This is a genomic window from Devosia sp. J2-20, from assembly GCF_055808475.1.
In genome coordinates this window covers 3,346,901-3,370,226 of sequence record NZ_CM147870.1, presented here as the reverse complement: position 1 = coordinate 3,370,226, position 23,326 = coordinate 3,346,901, and the positions used below count along the sequence as shown (strand labels likewise).

25 protein-coding genes and 1 pseudogene are annotated in these 23,326 nt (G+C 60.1%); 8 read left to right on the top strand and 18 right to left on the bottom strand.

What is annotated here, in order from left to right; all coding sequences use genetic code 11:
• The 7 genes and pseudogenes from AC0L37_RS16670 to AC0L37_RS16640 form a co-directional block, all read right to left on the bottom strand.
• Positions 1–1,104, bottom strand: a complete 1,104-nt coding sequence (locus AC0L37_RS16670) for a sulfotransferase (protein WP_282222581.1) — start codon at positions 1,102–1,104, stop codon at positions 1–3.
• Positions 1,076–1,924: an NAD(P)-dependent oxidoreductase gene (locus AC0L37_RS16665; RefSeq protein WP_282222582.1), complete on the bottom strand. Its 849-nt coding sequence runs from the start codon at positions 1,922–1,924 to the stop codon at positions 1,076–1,078. Before AC0L37_RS16665 ends, AC0L37_RS16670 begins: the two co-directional genes overlap by 29 nt.
• Before the next feature lie 161 nt (positions 1,925–2,085).
• Positions 2,086–3,153: a sulfotransferase gene (locus AC0L37_RS16660; protein ID WP_282222583.1), complete on the bottom strand. Its 1,068-nt coding sequence runs from the start codon at positions 3,151–3,153 to the stop codon at positions 2,086–2,088.
• On the bottom strand, positions 3,146–3,526 hold the full coding sequence (locus tag AC0L37_RS16655; protein WP_282222584.1) for a hypothetical protein: 381 nt from the start codon (positions 3,524–3,526) through the stop codon (positions 3,146–3,148). Before AC0L37_RS16655 ends, AC0L37_RS16660 begins: the two co-directional genes overlap by 8 nt.
• A gap of 2 nt (positions 3,527–3,528) precedes the next feature.
• The gene (locus tag AC0L37_RS16650) at positions 3,529–3,837 is read right to left on the bottom strand and encodes a hypothetical protein (RefSeq protein ID WP_282222585.1); all 309 of its coding nucleotides are present in this window, start codon (positions 3,835–3,837) and stop codon (positions 3,529–3,531) included.
• Positions 3,822–4,667, bottom strand: a pseudogene (locus AC0L37_RS16645) (arylsulfotransferase family protein). The gene AC0L37_RS16650 and the pseudogene AC0L37_RS16645 overlap by 16 nt, the downstream one beginning before the upstream one ends.
• Positions 4,664–5,143: a hypothetical protein gene (locus AC0L37_RS16640; protein WP_282222586.1), complete on the bottom strand. Its 480-nt coding sequence runs from the start codon at positions 5,141–5,143 to the stop codon at positions 4,664–4,666. Before AC0L37_RS16640 ends, AC0L37_RS16645 begins: the two are co-directional and overlap by 4 nt.
• 137 nt (positions 5,144–5,280) lie before the next feature.
• On the opposite strand from AC0L37_RS16640, the gene AC0L37_RS16635 reads away from it, so the two are divergent.
• The 4 genes from AC0L37_RS16635 to AC0L37_RS16620 are packed head-to-tail and all read left to right on the top strand — an operon-like array spanning position 5,281 to position 9,581.
• Complete coding sequence (locus AC0L37_RS16635) at positions 5,281–7,140, top strand: feruloyl-CoA synthase (protein WP_282222587.1); 1,860 nt, start codon at positions 5,281–5,283, stop codon at positions 7,138–7,140.
• Positions 7,140–8,393: a thiolase family protein gene (locus tag AC0L37_RS16630; protein ID WP_282222588.1), complete on the top strand. Its 1,254-nt coding sequence runs from the start codon at positions 7,140–7,142 to the stop codon at positions 8,391–8,393. Before AC0L37_RS16635 ends, AC0L37_RS16630 begins: the two co-directional genes overlap by 1 nt.
• The gene (locus tag AC0L37_RS16625; RefSeq protein WP_282222589.1) at positions 8,390–9,151 is read left to right on the top strand and encodes an SDR family NAD(P)-dependent oxidoreductase; all 762 of its coding nucleotides are present in this window, start codon (positions 8,390–8,392) and stop codon (positions 9,149–9,151) included. The genes AC0L37_RS16630 and AC0L37_RS16625 overlap by 4 nt, the downstream gene beginning before the upstream one ends.
• 10 nt (positions 9,152–9,161) lie before the next feature.
• Complete coding sequence (locus AC0L37_RS16620; RefSeq protein ID WP_269370453.1) at positions 9,162–9,581, top strand: acyl-CoA thioesterase; 420 nt, start codon at positions 9,162–9,164, stop codon at positions 9,579–9,581.
• 10 nt (positions 9,582–9,591) lie between these two features.
• Here the strand turns inward: AC0L37_RS16620 and AC0L37_RS16615 are convergent, their stop codons facing one another.
• Genes AC0L37_RS16615 through AC0L37_RS16605 form a run of 3 tightly spaced genes read right to left on the bottom strand, consistent with a single transcriptional unit; the run spans position 9,592 to position 11,655 of the window.
• On the bottom strand, positions 9,592–10,068 hold the full coding sequence (locus AC0L37_RS16615; RefSeq protein WP_282222590.1) for a MarR family winged helix-turn-helix transcriptional regulator: 477 nt from the start codon (positions 10,066–10,068) through the stop codon (positions 9,592–9,594).
• Entirely contained in the window at positions 10,068–10,991 is a 924-nt protein-coding gene (locus AC0L37_RS16610) for an acyl-CoA dehydrogenase family protein (protein ID WP_473313441.1), read from the bottom strand. The genes AC0L37_RS16615 and AC0L37_RS16610 overlap by 1 nt, the downstream gene beginning before the upstream one ends.
• Positions 10,951–11,655, bottom strand: coding sequence for an acyl-CoA dehydrogenase family protein (locus tag AC0L37_RS16605; RefSeq protein ID WP_282222592.1), 705 nt, complete (start codon positions 11,653–11,655; stop codon positions 10,951–10,953). The genes AC0L37_RS16610 and AC0L37_RS16605 overlap by 41 nt, the downstream gene beginning before the upstream one ends.
• Before the next feature lie 97 nt (positions 11,656–11,752).
• On the opposite strand from AC0L37_RS16605, the gene AC0L37_RS16600 reads away from it, so the two are divergent.
• From AC0L37_RS16600 to AC0L37_RS16585, 4 genes are all read left to right on the top strand, one after another.
• On the top strand, positions 11,753–12,526 hold the full coding sequence (locus tag AC0L37_RS16600; protein WP_269370457.1) for a crotonase/enoyl-CoA hydratase family protein: 774 nt from the start codon (positions 11,753–11,755) through the stop codon (positions 12,524–12,526).
• Positions 12,527–12,634: 108 nt separating this feature from the next.
• A complete protein-coding gene (locus AC0L37_RS16595; RefSeq protein ID WP_282222593.1) occupies positions 12,635–13,171 on the top strand; it encodes a TRAP transporter small permease in 537 nt (178 codons plus the stop codon).
• Positions 13,168–14,490: a TRAP transporter large permease gene (locus AC0L37_RS16590; protein ID WP_212659365.1), complete on the top strand. Its 1,323-nt coding sequence runs from the start codon at positions 13,168–13,170 to the stop codon at positions 14,488–14,490. Before AC0L37_RS16595 ends, AC0L37_RS16590 begins: the two co-directional genes overlap by 4 nt.
• A gap of 94 nt (positions 14,491–14,584) precedes the next feature.
• Complete coding sequence (locus tag AC0L37_RS16585) at positions 14,585–15,613, top strand: TRAP transporter substrate-binding protein (RefSeq protein WP_269370461.1); 1,029 nt, start codon at positions 14,585–14,587, stop codon at positions 15,611–15,613.
• A 61-nt stretch (positions 15,614–15,674) separates the two neighbouring features.
• Here AC0L37_RS16585 and AC0L37_RS16580 read toward each other — a convergent pair whose 3' ends face one another.
• The 8 genes from AC0L37_RS16580 to AC0L37_RS16545 form a co-directional block, all read right to left on the bottom strand.
• Positions 15,675–16,643, bottom strand: coding sequence for a PDR/VanB family oxidoreductase (locus AC0L37_RS16580; protein ID WP_282222594.1), 969 nt, complete (start codon positions 16,641–16,643; stop codon positions 15,675–15,677).
• 10 nt (positions 16,644–16,653) lie between these two features.
• Positions 16,654–17,397 (bottom strand): GntR family transcriptional regulator, encoded by a 744-nt coding sequence (locus AC0L37_RS16575; protein WP_212659368.1) that lies wholly within the window; start codon positions 17,395–17,397, stop codon positions 16,654–16,656.
• Positions 17,398–17,401: 4 nt separating this feature from the next.
• Positions 17,402–18,448: an aromatic ring-hydroxylating dioxygenase subunit alpha gene (locus AC0L37_RS16570; RefSeq protein ID WP_282222595.1), complete on the bottom strand. Its 1,047-nt coding sequence runs from the start codon at positions 18,446–18,448 to the stop codon at positions 17,402–17,404.
• Positions 18,449–18,657: 209 nt separating this feature from the next.
• Positions 18,658–19,635, bottom strand: coding sequence for a branched-chain amino acid ABC transporter permease (locus AC0L37_RS16565; protein ID WP_282222596.1), 978 nt, complete (start codon positions 19,633–19,635; stop codon positions 18,658–18,660).
• Positions 19,635–20,522 (bottom strand): branched-chain amino acid ABC transporter permease, encoded by an 888-nt coding sequence (locus AC0L37_RS16560; RefSeq protein ID WP_212659370.1) that lies wholly within the window; start codon positions 20,520–20,522, stop codon positions 19,635–19,637. The genes AC0L37_RS16565 and AC0L37_RS16560 overlap by 1 nt, the downstream gene beginning before the upstream one ends.
• Positions 20,523–20,590: 68 nt before the next feature.
• Positions 20,591–21,787 carry an ABC transporter substrate-binding protein gene (locus AC0L37_RS16555; RefSeq protein WP_282222597.1) on the bottom strand — a complete coding sequence of 399 codons (1,197 nt, stop codon included), beginning with the start codon at positions 21,785–21,787 and terminating at the stop codon, positions 20,591–20,593.
• Between the two features lie 39 nt (positions 21,788–21,826).
• Positions 21,827–22,552 (bottom strand): ABC transporter ATP-binding protein, encoded by a 726-nt coding sequence (locus AC0L37_RS16550; protein WP_282222598.1) that lies wholly within the window; start codon positions 22,550–22,552, stop codon positions 21,827–21,829.
• Positions 22,545–23,324, bottom strand: coding sequence for an ABC transporter ATP-binding protein (locus tag AC0L37_RS16545; protein WP_249327866.1), 780 nt, complete (start codon positions 23,322–23,324; stop codon positions 22,545–22,547). The genes AC0L37_RS16550 and AC0L37_RS16545 overlap by 8 nt, the downstream gene beginning before the upstream one ends.
• Positions 23,325–23,326: the final 2 nt, after the last annotated feature.

Genomic DNA, 23,326 nt, shown 5'->3' with positions numbered 1-23,326 from the left:
CTACCAGTCGGGGTAGAGACAATCGGGCAATTTGTCAGTGATAACGGCGATTGCCTCCTGATCGGGAAAGTGTCTGGCAGCACGTACGCTCTTGCGGCTGACTTCAGGTTTGAAGGCTGTTCGTGGCGCTGTGTGTCCAGCGGGGTCCAGGTCTAGGAAGCGCAATATTTCAGCGACGGTTTGTTCGGGTTTCTCGACAAGATCTTCAAACCAGATACGCATTATTCGCCGGTCACGAGACTTGGGCAGCGAGTCCCAATGAAGGCGGTGCCGGAGACAGAACGCGCTAACATCGTCGCTGGCAAGGAAAGTCTTGTTCAACCCGTCATTGTCGAAGGCCTGCATGCCACGCGTTTTTACGTCCCCACTCGCTTTCTGACCCGTGGCGAAAACATCGCGAGGATCTCGGACAACCACTATTTGTCGTGCATCTCCGAGCAAGTCCAGACCCGGTGATGGGTTAAACGGTTCCAGTGCGTTATTAAGGATGGCCAATGTCTGACCGGGTGTCATCAACGGCGCGTATAATTGCTGCATGGCATGGCGGGCCAGCGTATCAAAGCGGCTACCGTCTATAACGGTAACCTGATGCAGGAATGCTTCTCGCATACCCAAACGCTTCAATACCCGCTTGGCCAAGCGCCACCAGCCCGGTATTTCATAGTCGTCATAGGGCCATTCTGCCCGGTAGCGCAGCGCTACAAGCGCCTCGCAAAATGTCTCCCATATCTTGAAATAGGACGGGCCAAATTGCCGCGAATAGCGCTGGCTACCGCTGCTGAACAATTTTCCAAGCTGCCACGGCTTGGCATCAATGCCCAAAGTCCGCACCAGACGCCGAAAACGATTGAGCGCAGCGTGAGATCGGACAGGAGACCAGTCCTCCTGAACGGCGTGGCGCAAGTCCAGCAGCCCTCCTGGTGCACGGATGAGATCGAACTCAAACTGGAAATGCGGGACATATAGACCATCGAATTCGCGGAGAAGGTCAGTCACCGCTGATTTTCCAGAGCTGCCGATGCCCGACACGTCAACGAACCGGATGCGCTGCTGGTCGTCCAAGGAGGCCGAAGAGTTAAAGGACATAGTCATCGAGGCCAGCAATTGCAGCCCGCCCCATGGCCAGAACCGCCTCCTTTGCCGACCCCCCCATGTGGGGCGTAACGATTACTTTGGGATGGTTGATCAGCGCGGTTGCGCACTCGGTCTGCGGGGGTTCGAGCTCCAGCACATCAAGTGCAGCCCCAGCAAGTCGGCCTGCGTCGAGCCCCTCAAGAAGCGCAGCTTCGTCCACTATTCCGCCGCGCGCCATATTGATTAGAATGGCGTGGGACATCATCGATGCGATCTCCTTTGCCCCAATCAGCCCGCGAGTGCTTTTGTCGAGCGGGGTGTGGACCGTAATGACGTCGGACGTCCGCATCAGCACATCGAGATCAACTTGTTCGCATCCCGTGTCGCGAACATAGCTACTCATGTCAACAATGTCGGTGATCAGGATTCGGCAGGAGAAGGCGCGCAGTAGTTCCACCAAATCCCTGCCGACATGTCCGAAGCCAACGATTCCGACAGTCTTATCTGTCAGCTGGTTGCCGTTCAATTGGCGCCACTTTCCCGCTTGAACTTCGGCAACTGCAGCGGGGACGTGGTGCAGCAAAGATATCGCTGCCGACAGAACAAGCTCGGATACAGACCGGCGGTTTACCCCCTTTGTCCACCCAAAGCCGATACCAGCTTCGTGCAATGCAGCCGTGTCGACCATATCGATGCCGACACCATACTTGCTCAGGACCTTGAGATCGCTCAGTTGGCGGATTACTGCCTGATCTATTGTCTCGAGGGCCGTAATGGCCTTCTGGTGCCCGCGTAGAAAAGACACGAGATCATCCCCAACGAGTCGGCGCCCTTCGTCGTTGAAGGTCACGTGTTCGTAACGCTCCAGCAACTCAGCTCGGAGGACGGGGTTAGTTGAAAATGAACGGGATGCTACAGCCACCCGGTCGCTAGTGTTTCGCACGTTCTTGTTGTCCCAACTCGGTCTAAGGGGTGCAGCAGATATCATCGTTCAACGGTCAGCAACATACACTATATGTGGCCAACCGATCGCGCTGTAAGGGTTTCGTAGAGGCCAATAGCCTCGTGTTCGCCATCATTCTCAGCGGGCGGCATAGGTGTTGGCGTTTGTTGCCGGATGATCGAAGAGAAATTGCGCAACCCACTATCGTTTCCCAGACCAAGAGAATCCAGGACTTGGTGCCAGTTCTCTGCCGGATTGCGAACAAGACGGTCGTAGTTCACAAACAGCAGATTGCCTGGAGGAATAGAGGCCGCTTCTTTCAGCACGTGCCGGTAAATATCAACCCAGCGGTCAAGCCAGTAATCAGCATGCTCTGGCGAAGAATGTGCGCTGACTGCCCGTTCAAACACAAAAGGCTTATGTGCTTGTCCGAACTCAAAATGCCCCAGATATCGCATATATCTTAAAGAAAACGCATCGTTGCGGTGCATTTTGGCGAATAATTCATGTTGCCGCAGCAGAGATCGAACCTGCTCCATCGGGTTTCGGAAGACTATTACTATCCGGATGTCAGGAAAAGCTTCTACATAGCTGGAGAGGCGCACAACCGCATTGTTGTTTTTTGCGAGATATCTGGATTTTGTCTTGGCACGGATCACGTTCGTCACGAATTGCCGGTAAGCGGCGATGATCTGATCGTTTACGTGATGGTGGTTCAGTTCGGAACGCTTGAAATATGCCGGGTCGAATGTTCGCCAAAAGACTTCTTCAAACGCTTCGGGTGAGTCGTAGGAAATTTCGACGCCATCATTGTGGGCGCGACCCCGAGGTGCGCTGGCGCGGGAATCCCTCATTGAAATTGTCGCCCATGTGGCAGGGGCCATTACGAAGGGCATATCGCGATATGTCAGGCTCGAGAACTGCCCGGTCTGATGGAGTAGATTGGTGACGAGCGTTGTGCCAGCGCGCGCGCAGCCTGAGACTAGAACATGCGCTCCAGCAGTGGTTGGCTTAACTTCTGGCTGCTTGCGCGCGGATTCAATATCAAACAGAAATTCGCCTACCATAGGGCGCGAAAGCACTATGTCGTGCAGTAGCCTGGCGTAAAAACCGTAGTCAGTTGAACCATTAGCCACGGCGGATTTTTCTCGCGGCGTAGCTCACACCAATCCAGCCCAAGCCAAGAACCGTGAGCCAGATCAGAACTTCTGGGCTGAACATGGTATTTGTCACATCGTCCAGACTGTAGCGCGGGTGAAGCGCGAACGTTGTCACGGCACCCGATAAAAGAGTCAGTGCCAGAAACGCGGTCAGCCGAAGTGTCTGTAGCATGATCTGACGCGAAAACAGGAAGGACGCCCGTTGCTTTGAGTCGTCTGACCCTGAGGGTGATCCGAGAGCCTTAGCCGCGCGACGTGAGAGGCTGGCTATCGCACGCGCAGCGGGAAGCGGGCGGATTATCATCCACAACGCTGCTACTAGAAACAGCCAGACTGTGGCAAGCAGCACGTCTATCTCTCCTTCGGAGAGTTCTGATCCCCCGCAGCTCCATCCGACGCCGGGAGCGCCTCATTCTTGCTTTTGCGGCGTTTCAGAGCGCGCTTGATCGGGAAATAGATAATCCCGGCAATTAGCAAGCCAATGCTTCCCAGAATGCCAAATATTGTCGCAATCAATCCCGCGCCCAGACCAGGGCCAATATAGGCAAAGGCCGGCTGCGCAGTGAAACATGCAGTAACCAGAACAATCGATCCGGCCAAAACGATCTTATGTGCCAAATCCAGGCGGTTGCGGTGTGATGCTCTCATTTTTCCAGCCAATTGTAGTTTCCATCATCAAACAGCATAACTGACCCGCGCACAGCGCGGCCTGCAGCATTCAATCGAGCATAGCGGCCAACCAGCTTGCCTGAACTGGAGTAGATATCAGCCACGGCTTGGTTGTCATAGTTGATCACAAAGCGTCCACTGGGCGCGTAGGAGACGGCACCGCCCGTAACGGTATTTACTGGGCTGGCCGCCATTTGCGCGTCATATGGCTTCGTAGTTTGCCCGGTTTTGAAATCGTGTACATAGATCGTATTGTGGCCATAGCGATATGGTGACTTTTCGGTTGTGCGGTCAATATGGTTGGTCACCACGTCATTCCCGAACACCGAAATTTGCCCGTCTTCCCTGAATTCTGCATCGTGTTGGTTGAGCCATGGGCCGACTTGATACCAGATTACCTTGTCGGTTGAGGGGCGGAACAATATCACCATTGAAAGGTGACGCAGGCTCAGGAGAACGTCGCCCCTTTTCCAGTAGGGAGTATCGGCGTCGGCAACATCAACAGAATTGAGATGTATCTAATCGGGTTCAACGAGCTTCATAAACAGCAGGTTCTCCAGCCCGTTTTGTAGAAGAATGTCGGTGACCGATTTGTGGTACAGGACCTCCCCTTGTGCAGAAATCTGGGCAAAGCCGTCGTCTCTGTACTGCGGCTGAAATGTCATCATTGCTGGGTGAGCATCGATTTGGGTGGGTACCCAGATATTCCCGTCGGCATCAAGATTTATCAGATGGTGATAGATGTACTCGTGGTTTTCCCAAACCAGTTGAGAATCCGCATCAACTTTGATCAGGCGGCCTTCCGCACCGACCAGCGTCACCAGTTCCCCCTTTCAATATCGACATAACCCATTCCGATGCCGCTGCGCGTCGCCGTGAGCCCCTGAGCGTCAAGGGGGTCAAACCAAGAGGGCAAGGCGCGCCAGTTGTGCACTTCTTCTCCTGAGGCGATGTCGAGCAGAGAAACCTTTAGGTAGCCAAACTCATCATCTGTCTGGTTCACTGCCAGATAGCCGTCCTGAGGCGAACTGAAGATCTCAATTCCGTCCTTGAGTGGAAACGCGTGCGCCACGGATACGTCTTCTTCCAGCAGTTCTTCTTTTGCTGCCATGATTGTCATTGGAAGCGTGCTGGTGCGATGGGCGATCTTGCCTGGCAGTCCCAGATCCCCGCCGCGCTCAACGAAAACGGCGCTTGCCGAAAAAATTGCGGTCCCACATGCGAGTACGATGATGGCGAATAAAAGTAGCCATAGTGGTACGGCACGAAACATCAGACGCTCAATCTTCTCCAGCATCGCCGCTGTATCTCCATTAGCATTCTACGCCAAGGACCACGTAACATGCTCCAAAGCTATGGGCTAGGCCGTGCCTCCACCCCTTGAACTCCCTGCGACAATATTGTTATGTATCATAACAATATGGAGGAGCGGTGATGCGGGATGGAGTGGTGTATCGGCCGGTGCGCATGGGGCAGATGCGAGCGGGGATGACCCGGGGCGCCGATGGCGTGATCTATGTGCGCTCCAGCGAGACGCTGGGCGCTTATCCGCGCGCCATGACTGACGTGCTCGCCCAAAAGGCGGAACAGGCGCCCGAGGCGCTGTTTCTGGCAGATCGGGGCGCGGACGGTGAATGGCGCCGGCTCAGCTATGGTCAAGCCTGGGTAAAGGTGCAGGCGCTGGCCGCTGCGCTGCTTGATGCCGAACTGAGCGCTGAGCGCCCCTTGCTGATCCTGTCGGGCAATGAGATCGAACACGCCTTGCTGGGCTACGCGGCCATGCTGGTGGGCGTACCCCATGCGCCGGTCTCGCCCGCCTATTCGCTGGTGTCCAGGGATCACGCCAAGCTCAAGCACATTGTTGGCCTGCTCAATCCCGGCATGGTCTATGCCAGCGACGGCGCGCGATTTGCGCCGGCGATCGCAGCAGCGATCGGTCCTGACGTGCCCGTTGTAGTGCGCACCAACCCCATCGCTGGTCGCCCTTCGCACCTCTGGAGCGAACTGGCCGAAACAGCGATCACCCCCGCGGTCGCCCAGGCGCATGACGCCGTGACACCCGATACGGTGGCCAAGCTGCTGTTCACCTCGGGCTCGACGGGCATGCCCAAGGCGGTGATCACCACCCAGCGCATGCTGACCTGCAATCAGGAAATGATCCGCACCGCCCTGGCGTTTCTGGGCGATGCGCCGCCCGTCATGGTGGACTGGATGCCCTGGAACCATGTCGCCGGCGGCAGCCATAATCTGGGCATTGCGCTCTACAATGGCGGCAGCCTTTATATCGATGATGGTGTGGCCACACCCGAGGGCATCAAGCGCACCGTCCGCAACCTCGAAGAGATCGCGCCCACGCTCTATTTCAATGTGCCCAAGGGCTACGAGCTGCTGGTCGAGCATCTGGCCGACAATGCGCGGCTGCGCGAAACCTTCTTCAGCCGGATGCAGGTCATGCAATATGCCGGCGCCAGCCTGGCCCAGCATGTCTGGGACGGGCTCGATGCTGCGGCGCTGGCCGCCACCGGCGAACGTATCCGCATCATTTCCGGCTATGGCTCGACCGAAACCGCCCCCTTTGCCTTCACCACCACCTGGACGGTTGATCGCGCCGGGCTGGTCGGGCTGCCCGCTGCGGGTCTGGAGGTCAAGCTGGTGCCATCAGCCGAAAAGCTCGAACTGCGCCTGCGCGGCCCCAATGTGACACCGGGCTATTGGAAGCAGGCCGACAAGACTGCCGAGGCCTTCGATGAAGAGGGCTACTACAAGATCGGCGACGCCATGAAGTTTGCTGACCCCGACAATCTGTCGGCCGGGTTTGTCTTTGACGGTCGGGTGACCGAGGACTTCAAGCTCGCCACCGGCACCTGGGTCAATATGGGCGGCGTGCGCGGCGGTGCCATCGCCATCGGAGCGCCATTGCTGCGCGATCTGGTGCTGACCGGGCTGGATCGCAATTACATCGCCGCACTGGTGTTTCCTGATCTCCAGGCCTGTCGACGTCTGGCGGGTCTGGACGCTGAAGCAAGCGGCGCCGATATCGTAGCACACCCCACCGTCCGGACCGCGTTTCAGGAGCGCTTTGACGCCCTGGCAGCCAAGGCGACCGGCAGTGCCAGCCATATTGCCCGCGCTATCATTCTGGCGGATCCCCCAGCACTTGATGCGGGCGAGGTCACTGACAAGGGCTCGATCAACCAGCGTGCCGTGCTGGCGGCGCGGCCGCAATTATTTGCCGATCTCTACCGCGATCCGGCACCCCACCATGTCCTGACATTCGCGCGAAAGGCCAATTAATGAGCACAGCTTCACATGGCCTGCAGGCCCACTATGCTGACGCCTGGCTGATCGATGGCATGCGCACGCCGTTTGTCGATTACCGTGGTGCGCTATCGGCGATTTCGCCCATCGATCTGGGCATCAAGGCGGCTCGGGCCGTCATCGACAAGGCCGGCATTGATCCCGCCGATATTGGCACCACCATTGCCGGTTCCATGGCACAGGCATCCTTTGACGCCTTCATGACGCCGCGCCATATCGGTATCTATGCCGGGGTGCCGGTGGATCGTCCCGCCCATCTGGTGCAGCGCATTTGTGGCACCGGCATTGAGGTGCTGATGCAGGCGTCGGATGTGGTCTCCCTGGGGCGGACCGAACTGGCGCTGGGCGTCGGCGCAGAATCGATGAGCCGCAATCCCATCGCTGCCTATACCCATCGCAATGGCTTTGGAATGGGGCAGGTCGAGTTCAAGGACTTTCTCTGGGAGGCCCTGATGGACCCCGCCGTGCTGTGCAATATGGGCGACACGGCCGAGAATCTTGCCAGGCAGTATGACATCTCCCGCGAAGCCGTGGATCGATTTGCCAGCCAGAGCTTTGAGCGTGCCATCGCCGCTCGGCAATCGGGCTTCCTCGCTGGCGAAATCACCCCGGTCAGCACCGAACAGTTTGCCATGGAAGGCTTTGAGAGCCGGGGCATCAAACTGGCTCGGGGCGTCGACAGCGTCACCCAGGACAGCCACATCCGGCCCTCGCCCTATGAGGTGCTTGCCAAGCTTCGCCCCGCCTTTGGCGGCGTGCAGACCGGTGGCAATTCCTCGGCCATCGTTGACGGCGCGGCCGCGGCGCTGGTTGGCTCGGCCCAGTATATTGCTGCCAGGGGGCTCAAGCCGCTGGCACGGATTATCGCTGGCGCTGCGGTGGGGGTGCCGCCCCATATCATGGGCATCGGTCCCGCACCCGCCATTCGCGCGGTGCTCGATGCGGCGCGGCTGAGCCTGGACCAGATTGATCGCGTCGAGATCAACGAAGCCTTTGGCGCGCAGATCCTGGCATGCGTCGCCGAACTTGGCCTTGATCAAGCCAAGCTCAACGTCAATGGCGGAGCCATCGCCATCGGCCACCCTCTCGGCGCTACTGGGGTACGTATCACCCTGACACTGGCCCGCGAACTGCAGCGATCCGGCTTGCGCTATGGCATTGCCTCGGCCTGTATCGGCGGTGGCCAGGGCATTGCCCTGCTGCTCGAGAACCCCGAGGCAATCCCATGATCATCGCCGGCACGACGGCACTGGTGACAGGCGGCGGCTCGGGCCTGGGGGCCGCGACGGCGCGCGCGCTGGCCGCCCGTGGGGCCCGGGTGACAATTCTTGATCTGAACGCGGATGCCGGCGCCGCGGTCGCCAAGGAAATCGATGGTCTTTTCGCTGCCTGCGATGTGGCAGATGAAGGCAGCGCCACAGCGGCGCTCGCCGCCAGTCGTCTCGCCTTTGGCTGTCCGCAAATTCTGGTCAATTGCGCCGGCATTGGGGGCGCTGGCCGGGTGGTGGGCCGCGACGGCCCGTTGCCGCTGGCCGCCTTCGAAAAGATCATCCGCGTCAATCTGATTGGCACCTTCAACATGATGCGGCTGGCAGCTGCCGAAATGTCGCTGGCCGAACCAATGGCCAATGGTGGGCGGGGCGTCATTGTCTCCACCGCTTCGGTGGCCGCTTTTGAAGGCCAGATTGGGCAGGCCGCCTATGCCGCGTCCAAGGGTGGCATCGCGGCGCTGACCCTGCCGGTGGCGCGCGAACTGGCGCGCTTCGGGGTGCGTGTGCTCACCATCGCCCCGGGCCTGTTCAAGACGCCGCTTCTGTCCGAGCTCCCGCAAGATGCACAGGACGCCCTGGGGGCAGCCATCCCCTATCCGGCTCGACTGGGCGCGCCCGAAGAGTTTGCCCAGATGGTGCTGGCCATGATCGAAAACGACTATCTCAATGGCGAGATCGTGCGGCTCGATGGCGCGCTCCGTATGCAGCCCAAATAGGAAGCCCACCATGCTGATAAATACCCGTCAGGTTGAGATCGAATTTGGCGATTGCGATCCCGCCGGCATCGTCTTTTATCCCAACTATTTCCGCATGTTCGATGCTTCCACCGCCTATCTTTTTGAGGCAGCACTGGGGATCAAGAAAATCGCCTGGGTCAAGAAGTACGGCATTGTCGGCATTGCCATGGTCGATACCGGCGCCAAATTCTCCAAGCCGTCGCGCTTTGGCGATGTGGTGACAATTGAAACCAGCATAACCGAATTGCGGCGCTCCAGCTTTGTCGTGGGCCACAAGCTGTTCAATGGGGGTGAACTGGCGATCGAGGCCCATGAGGTCCGGGTCTGGACCGGCCATGACCCCGACAATGCCGGGCGCATCAAATCGCTGCCCATTCCCCAGGACGTCATCGACGCGCTGTCGCGCTAAAGCGACCGGATCAGCGCTGGTCGGTCAACCGGGACAGCAATTCCATCAGTTGGTCGCGCTCGGCAGTGCCGCCCAGGCGCGCGATGCAGTCGGCCTCAAACTCGGCCTGAGCCGCGTCCAGCTTTTCCATCAGCGATATACCAATGCTGGTCAGGAACAGGGCGTGCGAACGCCGGTCATTGGCGGGCTGGCGCCGCTCCACCAGTCCGCGTGCCTCCAGCGTATTGATCAGGGCCACAAAATTGGCGCGCTTGATGCCCAGCGCTTCGGCAATGGCGATCTGCTTGCTGCCCGGATTGCTGGCGATCAGTGCCATCACCGAATATTCGGACGGGCGCATGTCAAAGCTGGCAAAGCGCGCCATGAATTCCTGAAAGATCTGGATCTGCGCCCGCCGCAGCTGATAGCCAATAATCTCGGACACCGCGCCATCGTCAAAGCGTTGCCGTGTCGGCTTGGTCCGCAGCGCGGGACTGGCCTGTTCCATCATCCATCCTCGTTTTCGGCGCGTCGGGGCGCCTGACACCTTATTCGCAGTGCAGCCGCGTCCGGCAAGAGGGCGTCACGGACAAACTGCCCCAATCGGGCCATTCGTTCCGCCTGTTCACCGGAAATCTGCGCTGCCTCCAGCCGCACCCAGCACGCGCCAAAATAGAGTAGGCCGGTAAGCGCCATCAGCGGTGCGACGACCATGCCGGGCTCGGGAATGGCGCGCACGGCAGCGGCGGCTGCCACCCAGTCCGCGCGCAGTTGGGCCAAGCCGGTATGGGCCTGCGTGGATGAGGACAGCGACAGCGCCTGATCGATCTCCTCCAGAAACGCAGTTTCGCTGGCGCCCCCCAGCAGACGTCGCACCAGTGTCATCGCCAGAACGCCATTGGTGCCCTCATAGAGCCGGGTCACCCGCGCGTCGCGCCAGATTTGCTCCATCCCGTATTCGGGCAGATAGCCATAGCCACCCAGAACCTGAATACCCAGATCAGCAACCCGCGAAGCCGTATCGGTACAAAAGACCTTGCACACCGGGGTCAGAAAGGCCGCCAGATCGGCGTCCTCGAGCAGCGCGGCGGCGCGATAGCCCATGGCGCGGGCGCCCAGGGTCAGGGCGTCCATTTCAGCGAGCATGCGCGCCACATCACCATGTCTGGCAATCACCCGGCCGCCCTGTCGACGCTGGTCCGCATAGGCGCTGGCCAGAGCATGCGCCTGCGCAGCATGGGCCACCCCCTGCATGGCCACGTCAAGCCGGGCATGGTTCATCATCACGAACATCGCCTTGAGCCCGTCTCCCGGCTGACCGAGCAATTGGGCATCGGCACCCGCAAAGCGCAACTGGCAGGTCGGGGAGGCGTGCAGCCCGAGCTTTTCTTCAATCCGCACCACTTCGATACTGTTCGCTGCGCTGCGCATGGCAGGCAAACAGCGACAGCCCCTTCACGCCTTCGGCTGGCGCGCCGGTACGCGCCAGCACCAGATGCACAATGGCGTCGCTGAGGTCCTGATCGCCGCCGGAAATGAAGATTTTTTCGCCGCTCAGCGTCCACTCTCCAGCCACATTCCGGGTGCCGCTGGTGCGGATCGCCCCCAGATCGGAGCCGGCATCGGCTTCGGTCAGGCACATCGTTGCCAGCGTCGTGCCCGCGGTGAGTTCGGGGATAAGAGCGTCCTGTTGGGCCTGGGTGCCAAAGCGTTCGATGACCCCGATGGCACCGGGCACCAGGCCCACCAGCATCTGAAAGGCGTGATTGGCCCCGGCCAGCAATTCGGCTCCCGCACAGCATATCGGGGATGGCGCGCCAATGCCGCCGATCGAGACCGGAAGCGGCAGCAGATGCCAGCCCAGATCGACATAGCTTTTATAATTCTGGGGCAGTGGGGAGGGTACGCGCACGCGCCCATCAACAATGCGGCAACCGGTGCGATCTGCCGGTCCATTACCCGGCGCGACCTCGGTATCGATGAATTCCTTATACGCCAGCAGGACGCTTTCGGTGGCTGCGGCATCCCAGTGCGCGGCGGCACTCAGCCCACCCGTGGCGGCCAGCGTCAGAACAATATCAGAAATTCGGTCCATCGCGTGCTGGCATCCCAGATTGTTATATAGTAGAACATTTCATAGATAGCTGGCAGCGTCAAAGTCTGTCGAATGGTCGAAAGCAGCGGGGATTGGCATGGGTCAGGATGGTTCGGTTTTGCAACTGCGGGTCGAGGGGGCGGTTGCCCACCTGACATTCAACCGCCCTGCCAAGCGCAATGCCATCAATGACGCGACGATCGAGGCGCTGCGCGCATTCTTTGGCGCGGTCCCCAAGGGCGTGCGCGCAGTGGTGCTCTCAGGCGAAGGCGGGCACTTTTCCGCCGGGCTCGATCTGAGCGAGCAGGTCCGGCGCGAACCCCAGGAAGTCATGCGTCATTCGCGCAATTGGCACGCCGTGATGGGGTTGATCCAGTTCAGCGGCGTGCCGGTCGTCGCCGCCATGAGTGGCGCGGTGATGGGGGGCGGTCTTGAAATCGCATCTGCCTGCCATGTTCGCGTCGCTGAGCCGGGCGCCATGTTTCGCATGCCAGAAGGCCAGCGTGGCATCTTCGTGGGCGGCGGCGCCACTGTAAGGCTGGCCGCCATTATCGGCGCCGACCGGCTGACCGAAATGATGCTGACCGGCCGTACCTATTCTGCCGAAGAGGGCGAACGGATTGGTCTGGCGCACTACCTGGCGCCTGCCAACGGGGCGCTGGCCAAGGCCGACGAACTGGCGCGCCAGATCGCCACCAATTCGGCGACTGTCAATTACCTGATCGTCCAGACCATTTCGCGCATCGCCAATATGTCTGCAGAAGACGGGCTGTATGCCGAAAGTCTGGCGGCAGCGCTCAGCCAGACCGGGGCGGATGCCGAAGAAGGGCTGCAGGCCTTTCTCGAGAAGCGAAAACCGAACTTTATCTGAAACGTCCAAGACTCGAACATAATCGGGAGGTTATTAATTCAGGTCAGAAATTCCCTTTTGTTTTAAGGGGCGGACAGCGATCATCGACGAAGGGAGGAGCCTTTGGAAATGAGTTTGAATCCAGTGGAGCGGTTGGTCTCCGGTCTGGCGCGCTATGTAGCGATCGCCGGTGGCCTGGCGCTTGTCGCCACCGTCATATTGATTGTGCTCAGTGTTATTGGTCGCGCGCTGATTCCGCTCGGGCTGGGCGCTATCACGGGTGACTATGAACTGGTCGAAGCCGGAGTCGGGTTCGCTGTCTTTGCATTCCTGCCCTGGGCTCATCTGACCCGTGGCCACGCCGTCGTTTCCATCTTCACCGACATGGCCGGGCCGCGCTTTAATGCCTGGCTGATGGTGGTGTGTGACGCGCTGATGCTGGCAGTGGCGGTCTTTATCACCTGGCGTCAGGCATTGGGGGCGATGGACAAGTTCGCCTATGGCGAAACCACCCTGCTGCTGCGCATGCCGCTATGGTGGTCCTATACCGCCGGTCTGATCGGCGCTGTCACCCTCGTCCTTGTCGCCGCCTATCTGCTGGCGGTCAGCCTTACCGATGCGGCCACCGGGCGTCAGCCACAGGCCGGTCAAGGAGCGGTGCATTGAGCAATATCGAACTCGGGCTGCTTTCCTTCCCGGTCATCCTCATTCTTATCTTTTTGCGTATCCCCATCGGTCTGGCCATGCTGGCGGTGGGCATTGGGGGCTCCTATCTGATCACCGGGTCCTTCAACCCGGTCATGGCCCAGTTCAAGCACCTGACCCAGGGTACATTTGCCAGCTATTCCCTGTCGGTGGTGCCGCTGTTCCTGCTGATGGGCCAGTTCGCCACGCTGGGCGGCATGTCGGCGGCGCTGTTCAAGGCTGCTGCTACCTGGATGGGGCACCGCAAGGGCGGGCTGGCAATGGCAGCCATCGGCGCCTGTGCCGGCTTTGGCGCCATCTGTGGCTCGTCGCTGGCCACCGCTGCCACCATGGGGCAGGTGGCGCTGCCCGAGCTGCGCAAATACGGCTATGCGGGTGGTCTGGCCACCGGCACGCTGGCCGCCGGCGGCACGCTGGGCATTCTCATTCCGCCCTCGATCATTCTGGTGATCTACGCCATCCTGACCGAGCAGAACATTTCCAAGCTGTTCATGGCCGCGCTCATTCCTGGCCTTTTGGCCGCCATCGGCTACATGATCACCATCGCCATCTATGTGCGCATCAATCCCGAATCTGCCGGGCAGGTCGAGCGCGCGCCCTATAGCGAACGCTGGAAGGCGCTGGCTGGCGTCTGGCCCGTTCTGGTCGTCTTCATCGTAGTCATCGGCGGCATCTATGGTGGCGTGTTCACCCCCACCGAAGCGGCCGCCATTGGCGCCGCGGGCACGGCCATCATCTCGCTGTTCAACCGCAGCCTGACGGGCAAGAACTTCATCGAGGCTATCCTGTCGACCGCGTCGTCAACCGCCATGATCTTCCTGATCGTGCTGGGTGCGGGGGCGCTCAACGGTTTCCTGGCGATGTCGCAGCTGCCGCAGGTCTCTGCCGAGTGGGTTGTGGCACAGGGCTTCAATCCCTGGGTCGTGCTGATAGCGATCCTCTTTCTCTACCTGCTGCTGGGCTGTGTCATGGACTCGCTGTCAATGATCCTGCTCACCGTGCCGATCATCTTTCCCATGGTCACTGCGCTCGATTTCGGTCTGCCACCTGATGAGTTCGCCATCTGGTTTGGCATTCTGGTGCTCATAGTGGTGGAGGTGGGTTTGATAACCCCGCCTGTGGGTATGAACCTGTTCGTGATCAATTCCATGGCCAAGACCACCTCGCTTGGCCAGACCTACAAGGGCGTTCTGCCCTTTGTCGCCAGCGATCTTATCCGAACCGCTATCCTGGCCGCATTCCCGGCCCTGACGCTGTATCTGGTCAGATTGCTCTATTAAGACCGCGCGCCGCGTCCTGAGGAGGGGGCGATGGGCGGTCCAACACCAACGACTGCAACGCGCACACAGATGCGCAAAATAGGGAGTGAGACGAATGAGAAAGCTCAACACAATTCTGGCAGGTGCCCTGGCAGCGACCCTGCTGTGTGGCAGCGCCCTGGCGCAGGAAGTCACGCTGCGCATCCATCAGATGTTGCCAGCCCAGGCTACTATTCCGGCCGACGCCATTACGCCATGGGCCGCAGCGGTCGAAGAGCAGTCCGGTGGTCGGATCAAGTTTGAACTGTACCCCGCCATGCAGCTGGGCGGTGCGCCGCCATCGCTGTTCGATCAGGCCAAGGATGGCGTGGTCGACATTATCTGGACTGTGCTCGGCTATACCCCGGGTCGTTTCCCCAAGTCCGAAGTCTTCGAAATGCCCTTCCTGGTGACTACAGGTGAGGCGACGTCGGTGGCATTCCAGAAATATGTGGAAGCCAACGCCATGGATGAATTTGCCGGTGTGCACGTCATTGCCGTCCACACTCACGGCCCTGGTCTGTTCCACACCAAGGACCCGGTGAATAAGCTGGAAGACCTCGCCGGCATGAAGATCCGCGGTGGCTCGCGCGTCATCTCCGACATGTTGTCTCGTCTAGGTGCCGAGCCGATCGGCATGCCAGTGCCGGCCGTGACCGAAGCGCTTTCCAAGGGCGTTATCGATGGCACCACCATTCCATGGGAGGTCACGCCATCGCTCAAGGTTGCTGAACTGGTCAAGAACCACACCGGCTTCACCGGCGAATATGGCCTGTACACCCAGACCTTTGGTTTCGTGATGAACCAGGACAGCTACAACAACCTGCCTGATGACCTCAAGGCAATCATCGACGCCAATTCCGGCGTTGAGACAGCCCGCATGTTCGGCAAGGTCATGGATGCTGGCGATGCTGGTGGTCTGGCTATCGCTGAAGGCCTGGGCAACAACATCATCACCCTCGACGCTGTCGAAACTGCCCGCTGGAAGGCTGCGGCCCAGCCCACTATCGATCAGTGGTTTGCTGATATGGATGGCCAGGGCATTGATGGCCGGGCGCTCTATGAAGAAGCCCAGTCACTGGTTGCGGCCGAATCCGGCCTGTAATCCGGCGCGTCATCACCAAATACGAAGGGCGCCACACGGCGCCCTTTATTTTATCTCCAGCTTAGGCCCGGTAGCCGACGTCGATGACGGCCTGGCCCTCTGCCAGGCGCGAGACGCAGGCGCACATCCGTTTGCCGTCTGCCTTTTCGGCCTCGCTGAAAAATACATCGCGGTGATCAATGGGCGCATCATGTGAGATGACCTCGACGGCACAAAGACCGCATTCGCCGCGCTGGCAATCATAGATCATTTCGACCCCGGCGCCCAGCAAGGCTTCCAGCAGCGTCTGATCCGCTCGAACGTCGACGGTACGGTCCAGTCCCTGGACCGCGACCTGAAATGGCGCTTCGGCATAGAGACCGCTGTCACCGAAAACTTCATAGCGCAACCGGCCCATCGGTCGTCCAGCCGCCTGCCAAGCTGCCTTGACCGAATTGAGCATGGCAATGGGGCCGCAAACATAAAGCTCCCCGTCGGCGGGCAGGTTAGCGATCTCGGCGGCCACATCGATCCTTTGCCCCGCATCGCCAGCGTGAACCACAACCTGATCAGGCAGCTGGCTTTCCAACCCGTCAGCGAAGGCCATGACGCCACGTGTCCGGCCGCCATACACCAGCCGGAACGGAATCCCCCGCTGCTGCAGCGCCAGCGCCATGCCATAAATTGGGGTAATGCCAATACCCCCCGCCATCAGCAGATAGTAGGGTGCTCGCCACGCCAACTCGAACCGGTTCTCGGGAATGGTCAATGCAATTGTCTTGCCTGGTTCGAGCGTCCACATGAAACGCGAGCCGCCCCGGCTATTGTCGTGGCGCTTGACTGCGATCCGGATGTGACCAGGCGCCGCTGGCAGGCAGCTATAGGTGCGGATCGCTTCTCCGCTCCCGAGGCTAACCCTGAAATTGCTGTGCGAGCCGGGATCAAAGCGCGGCACGTTTCCCTCGACAGCAAACTCAAGCAGCTTAACTTCGTCGGCGATCTGCTCGGCATGGCTGACCACTGCTTGCCGCCAGTCAAGTTTGTTGCGCATAGCGCTTCTCCTATTCGCCCACCAGGGCCAACGCCGGCACACTGCGCAGCAAACTGCGGTCCTGGGCCATCACATATTCCAGATTCTGTCGGGCCAGCCGTGCATGCTCGCGCGCCAGTGCTTCGGCCCGGCCACCCTCGCGCATTTCAATGGCATTGATGATGGCGCGGTGCTGCGCCTGCCCGATCACCAGCGATTGCCGAAAGGCGGGTACATCGGCCTGCTTATCCAGAAAGGCGCTCGGTGACGCAAATGGCAGTCCTGTCACCCGGGCGATTTCGCGTCGGATGGTTTCGCTACCGGACAGACCCGCCAGAGCCGCATGGAAGGTAGCGTTGAGCTCCACATAACGCTCAAAGTCCATTGCCTCAGGACCGTCGCAGATGGTGTCGTCCAGCGCCTGAACCAGCTTCTTGATCTCGGCCAGCCGGGCGGGGTGTGGGCCGCGTTCTGCCGCCAGTCGCGCTGCCGTGCCTTCAAGCACACCGCGCAACTCGATGGCGTCGATCACTTCGTCCCGCGCAAAGCTGCGCACTGCAAAGCCGCCCGACGGGATGAGTTCAAGCAGCCCTTCCTGCTCAAGTCGCGCCAGTGCCGCCCGAATAGGCGTGCGTGATATGCCGAGCCTGTCGGCGATAGCCACCTCCGAAAGCCGCTCCCCCGGACGGGCATGCCCCCCCAATATCAGATCACGCACGCCCATCAGGGCCTTCAATGATCGCGATTGCTGGCGATGCGCCGGTCTCGCTGCCATTGCCCTATTCCGCCGCTATCGCTTGCTGCTGTTCTTCAGCAATCATCGCGTCGATCAGCTTGCGCGCCCACATTGAACCGGCGTCGATATTGAGATTGTAGATGACGTGATCCGGATTGTTGTCGATGGCGATCTGCTGGGCTTCCAGGATGATCTCGTCTTCGCCAAATATCTTGGCCACCCCTTCGCGCAATTCATGGGTCCGGCGCTGCTCAGATGTCTTGTAATTGCGCGCAAAGGCCCAGAAATAATGACAGGTCTTTTCGTCCGCAGGGGTGATGGTGTTGAGTACGAAGCCGTTGACACCCTGACTGCGGTCGCCCTCTGGTGCACCTGTTCCCGCCAGTGCCACGCCGACATCAATAGCGATTGTCGCCGGCGCCTCGAAATTGATGATCTGCCAGCGGTCGACATTTCCGGACTTGCCCAATTGGCCACGCCAGAAGGGCGGCGCGTCAATGTCCTTCATCCAGCGGGTAATGGTCGCTGTCCGGTCAGAATGTGTCGCGGTAAACGGGGCTTCAGCCACGGCTCGGTTGCCGATAGAGGAGCCGTGTACATAAGTTTCGTGCGTCAGATCCATCAGGTTGTCGATCACAAGGCGGTAATCGCATTTGACCTTGATCAGCTTGCCATCAGAAGCCCATTCAGGATCGTCGTTCCAATGCAGATCGGGCACCTTGGCAGGGTCTGCCAGCGCCGGATCGCCCATCCACAACCAGATAAAGCGATGCCTCTCGACCAGCGGGTAGGACACCACGCAGGCCGACGGATTGATAGTGTCTTGAGAAGGCATGTATACACAGCGGCCGGAATCATCGAATTCAAGGCCGTGATAACCGCAGATGACATTGTCACCATGCAGTTCACCCATAGAGAGCGGCAGCAGGCGATGCCAGCAGGCGTCGGCCAGCGCAACGGCTGATCCGTCCTGTTTTCGATACATAACCACTGGTTTTCCGCATATTGTCCGCGGAACGAGTTCGCGCTTCAGCTCGGTGTCCCATGCTGCGGCGTACCATGCGTTCATTGGAAACGTCTGAGTGGTCATCACTGGGCTCCTCTCCCTGCGATTGATTGTGCAGGCAGGAAACATCGGTTGTATACAATTTACAAGTCCCCACGCGAGACTGGCTCCGCCCGGTGGTGCGGAGCCAGTACGTCAGAGCACGTTTTTGAATTGGGCGCCGGCACTTACTTGCTCCGAACGACGTTGACCCAGAGCGACCAACGCCAAGGTTCGTCGGGCACGGCCGAAAATCAGAGTGGCTTTTTGAGCCATTTGGCGAGGACGCCGACAATGCCTTCGCGGAACAGCAGCACGCTGGCCACAAAGATCGCGCCCTGAATGACCGTCACCCAGGCCCCGAAACCGGCGAAATAGTTCTGCATGGTGACAATGGCGGCAGCGCCGACGAACGGGCCGAAAACCGTGCCCATGCCGCCCAACAGCGTCATCAGCACCACTTCACCCGACATCGACCAGTAGACGTCGGTCAGCGAGGACAGCTGGAATACAATGGCCTTGGTGGCCCCGGCTAGGCCGGCCAGTCCAGCCGACATGACGAACACCGCCAGCTTGTAGCGATCGACCTTGTAGCCCAGCGATATCGAGCGGGGTTCATTGTCGCGAATGGCCTTGAGCACCTGCCCGAAGGGCGAATGGATGATGCGGTAGATCGCCAGCAGGCCGCCCATCACAATGGCCAGCACCACAAAGTACAGCGTGAAGTCCGAGCTGAGATCAAAAATGCCGAACAGCATACCGCGCGGAACCGCCTGGATGCCGTCTTCACCGCCGGTAAACGGCGCCTGCACGGCGATGAAGTAGACCATTTGCGCAAAGGCCAGCGTCACCATGGCGAAGTAGATGCCCTGGCGCTTGATCGCCAGCGCGCCGATGCCCAGTCCCAACAGGGACGCGGCAGCCACGCCCAGCAGAATGGCGAATTCGGGGTTGAGGCCCCATACCTTGGCGGCATGGGCCGCGACATAGCTGGCGGAACCAAAAAACGCCGCATGGCCAAACGACAGCAGCCCGCCAAAGCCCAGCAGCAGGTTCAGTGCGCTGGCAAACAGCGCAAAGCACAGCACCTTCATCACAAAGACCGGGTAGAGCACGAACGGCGCGACCAGCAGCAGCACCAGCAGGCCAACAAAGATCGCGATGTGGTGACGCGGCGTGCCCACAGGCGGCGCCGGGGTCGTCACGAGCGCGGATTCAGATTGCGTGGTCATCAGACCGTCCTTCCAAACAGGCCAGCTGGCTTGACCAGCAGTACCAGCGCCATGATCACGAAAATCGCCACAGACGAGCCCTCGGGGTAAAATACCCGGGTCAGCCCCTCAACCACGCCCAGCCCGAAGCCGGTCAGAATGGCGCCGAGGATCGAACCCATGCCGCCAATCACCACCACGGCAAACACCACGATGATCAAATCGGCGCCCATATTGGGATTGACCGAATAGATCGGTGCAGCAAGCACCCCGGCCAGCGCCGCCAGGGCAACGCCAAAGCCGTAGGTCAGGGTAATCATGCGCGGCACATTGATGCCGAATGCACCAACCAGAACCGGGTTTTCGGTGGCTGCGCGCAGATAGGCACCAAGCCGGGTCTTCTCAATGGCAAACCAGGTGCCAAAGCAGACAATGGCCGAGGCCACCACCACCCAGGCGCGATAATTGGGCAGGAACATGAAGCCCAGATTGGTGCCGCCCGACAGCTCGCTTGGAATGGAATAGGGCAGCCCCGACACACCATACTGATTGCGGAACAGACCCTGGATGATCAGCGCCAGACCGAAGGTCAGCAGCAGCCCGTAGAGATGATCGAGATGGTAGAGCCGGGCGATCATAACCCGCTCGATGACCACGCCCGTCGCCCCCACAATGATCGGCACCAGCAGCAGGGCCCACCAGTAATTGATGCCAGCATAGGTCATCAGCATCCAGGCGACGAAGGCGCCCATCATGTACTGCGCGCCATGGCTGAAATTGATGATGTTGAGCAGCCCGAAGATGACGGCGAGCCCAAGGCTCAGCAGCGCATAGAACGACCCGTTGATCAGGCCCAGCAGCAGCTGGCCGAACAGCGCCTGTGGCGGTATCCCCAAAAGCTCAAACATGAATGTTTTCCGGTTTCTCTTGGTCTTGAAAACGGGTGCCCCGACACGGCCGGGGCACCCAGCTCAATCTACTTCACCAGATCGCAACCGCCATCGGCCAGCGGACGGAAGGCGTCCTTGGCAGGAATGGCTGCGAGCAGGTTGTAATAGTCCCATGGACCGGTGGACTCATCTGGCGACTTCACCTGGAACAGGTACATGTCGTGGATGTGACGACCATCGGGACGGACCATGCCCTGACCGAACAGTGGATCCTGGCTTGGCTCTGCCTTCATCTCGTCCATCAGCGCGGCGGTGTCCTTGCCACCGGTCGCTTCAACTGCCTTGAGGTAATGCAGCACGCTGGCATAGACGCCGGCATGCACCATGGTAGGCATGTTGCCGCCATTCTGGGCCGCAAAGCGTTCCGACCAGGCCCGGGTATCGTCATTGAGATCCCAATAGAAGGCCTCGGTCAGCACCAGACCCTGAGCGGTCTCAAGGCCAAGGGCATGCACGTCAGTGATGAAGATCAGCAGTCCGGCCAGTGCCTGACCGGCCTGGGTGATGCCGAACTCGGCAGCCTGCTTGATGGTGTTGACGGTGTCGCCACCAGCATTGGCCAGACCGATCACCTGGGCGCCAGAGGCCTGAGCCTGCAGCAGATAGGATGAGAAGTCAGTGCCGGGGAAGGGATGACGCACTGCGCCAAGCACTTCGCCGCCCGCCGATTCGACCACGGCCGAGGTGTCTTTTTCCAGCGCCTGACCGAAGGCGTAGTCAGCGGTGATGAAGAACCACTTCTTGTAGCCTTCCTGCACCATGGCCGTGCCTGTGCCATGGGCAAGGGCCCAGGTGTCATAGGTCCAGTGAACGGTATTGGGTGAACACTGCGCGCCGGTCAGATCAGCCGAGCCAGCGCCCGAATCCATGAAGATCTTGTTCTTGTCGCGGGTCACTTCGGCCACGGCAAAAGCTGCCGAAGACGTCGGGACGTCGGCGATCATGTCGACGCCATCCTGATCATACCACTGCCGGGCAATGGTGGAGGCAACGTCTGGCTTGTTCTGGTGATCGGCCGAGACGATCTCGACATTGATGCCCTTGGCAGCGGCGTCGAAGTCTTCGACGGCCATGCGCGCTGCAATCACCGAGCCTTCGCCCGACAGATCGGCGTAAACGCCGGAGCGGTCATTGAGCACGCCGATCTTGATGTCGGTTGCCATGGCGGTGCCCGCCATCAGCAGACTGGCCGCGGAGGCCAGGATTAGGGTCTGTAGTTTCATGTGTCGGTTCTCCTCCCGAGTGAAGCCTTGCGGCTGGTGCTAGACGCCCAGATAGGCGTGCAGCTTGTCGATGTTGTCGGCGAGGTCGGCATTGAGAATGGTGTCGATCACCCGTCCCTGTTCGACCACGTAGTGCCGATCCGCGACCGAGGCCGCGAAGCGGAAATTCTGCTCCACCAGTACGATGGTGAAGCCCTGGTTCTTCAACTGCACCAGGGTGCGTCCGATCTGCTGCACGATCACCGGAGCAAGGCCCTCGGTGGGTTCGTCCAGCAGCAGGAATTTGGCGCCGGTGCGCAGGATGCGGCCAATGGCCAGCATCTGCTGTTCGCCGCCGGAAAGCTTGGTGCCCTGGCTGCTCAGCCGTTCCCGCAGATTGGGGAACATCTCGAGCACTGCCTCGCGGCTTAGCCCGCCCGGTTTGACCTCGGGCGGCAGCATCAGGTTTTCGTCCACCGACAGGCTGGCAAAGATGCCGCGCTCTTCTGGGCAAAAGGCAATGCCGGCCTTGGCGATGGCGCGCGGCTGCAGGCCGATCAACTCGGTGCCCTCGAACTGCACCGAACCCTGGCGCTTGCCCAGAATGCCCATAATGGCGCGCAGCGTCGTGGTCTTGCCCGCACCATTTCGGCCCAGCAGGGTCACCACTTCACCGGGCTTCACATCGAAATTGATGCCGTGCAGCACGTGGCTTTCATCGTACCAGCCATTGAGATCGCGCACGGCGAGCAAGGGTACCGCGCTGGCGGTGGTGGTCTCACTCATGGCCAGCTCCGATATAGGCTTCAACGACGCGTTCATCCTGCGAAACATCTTCATAGGTGCCTTCAGCCAGTACCTGACCGCGCGCCAGAACGGTGATCTGATCGGACAGGTCCGCCACCACCGACAGGTTGTGCTCCACCATCAAAATGGTGCGATTGGCCGAAATCTTGCGGATCAGCGCCGAGATGCGCCCCACATCTTCCTGCGCCATGCCGGCCATGGGTTCGTCCAGCAGCAGCATTTCGGGCTCCAGTGCCAGCGTGGTGGCGATTTCGAGCGCCCGCTTGCGGCCATAGCTCAATTCGCCGGCAGGCTCGTGCAAATGGCTCGATAGCCCGACCTCTTCGACGCGGGCGCTCGCCTCCTCGTCATAGGCGGACAATACCTTTTCGGGGCGCCAGAAATCGAAGCTGTCGCCACGGCGGCGCTGCAGCGCAATGCGCACATTTTCCAGCACGCTGAGCTGCGGGAATACCGCCGAAATCTGGAACGAACGCACCAGACCCCGTCGCGAGATATCGGCGGCCGACAGCCGCGTGATGTCCCGATCGTTCAGGGTGATCTTGCCAGCACTGGGCTGCAGGAACTTGGTCAGCAGGTTAAAGCATGTCGTCTTGCCCGCGCCATTGGGCCCGATCAGGGCGTGGATGGTCCCGCGCTTGATATCGAGATCGACACTGTCCACGGCCGTGAAGCCGGAAAAGCGTTTGGTCAGGCCGCGCGCCGACAGGATGATGTCCGCCTTGGGCGATGCGACAGGCGACTGGTTCATGG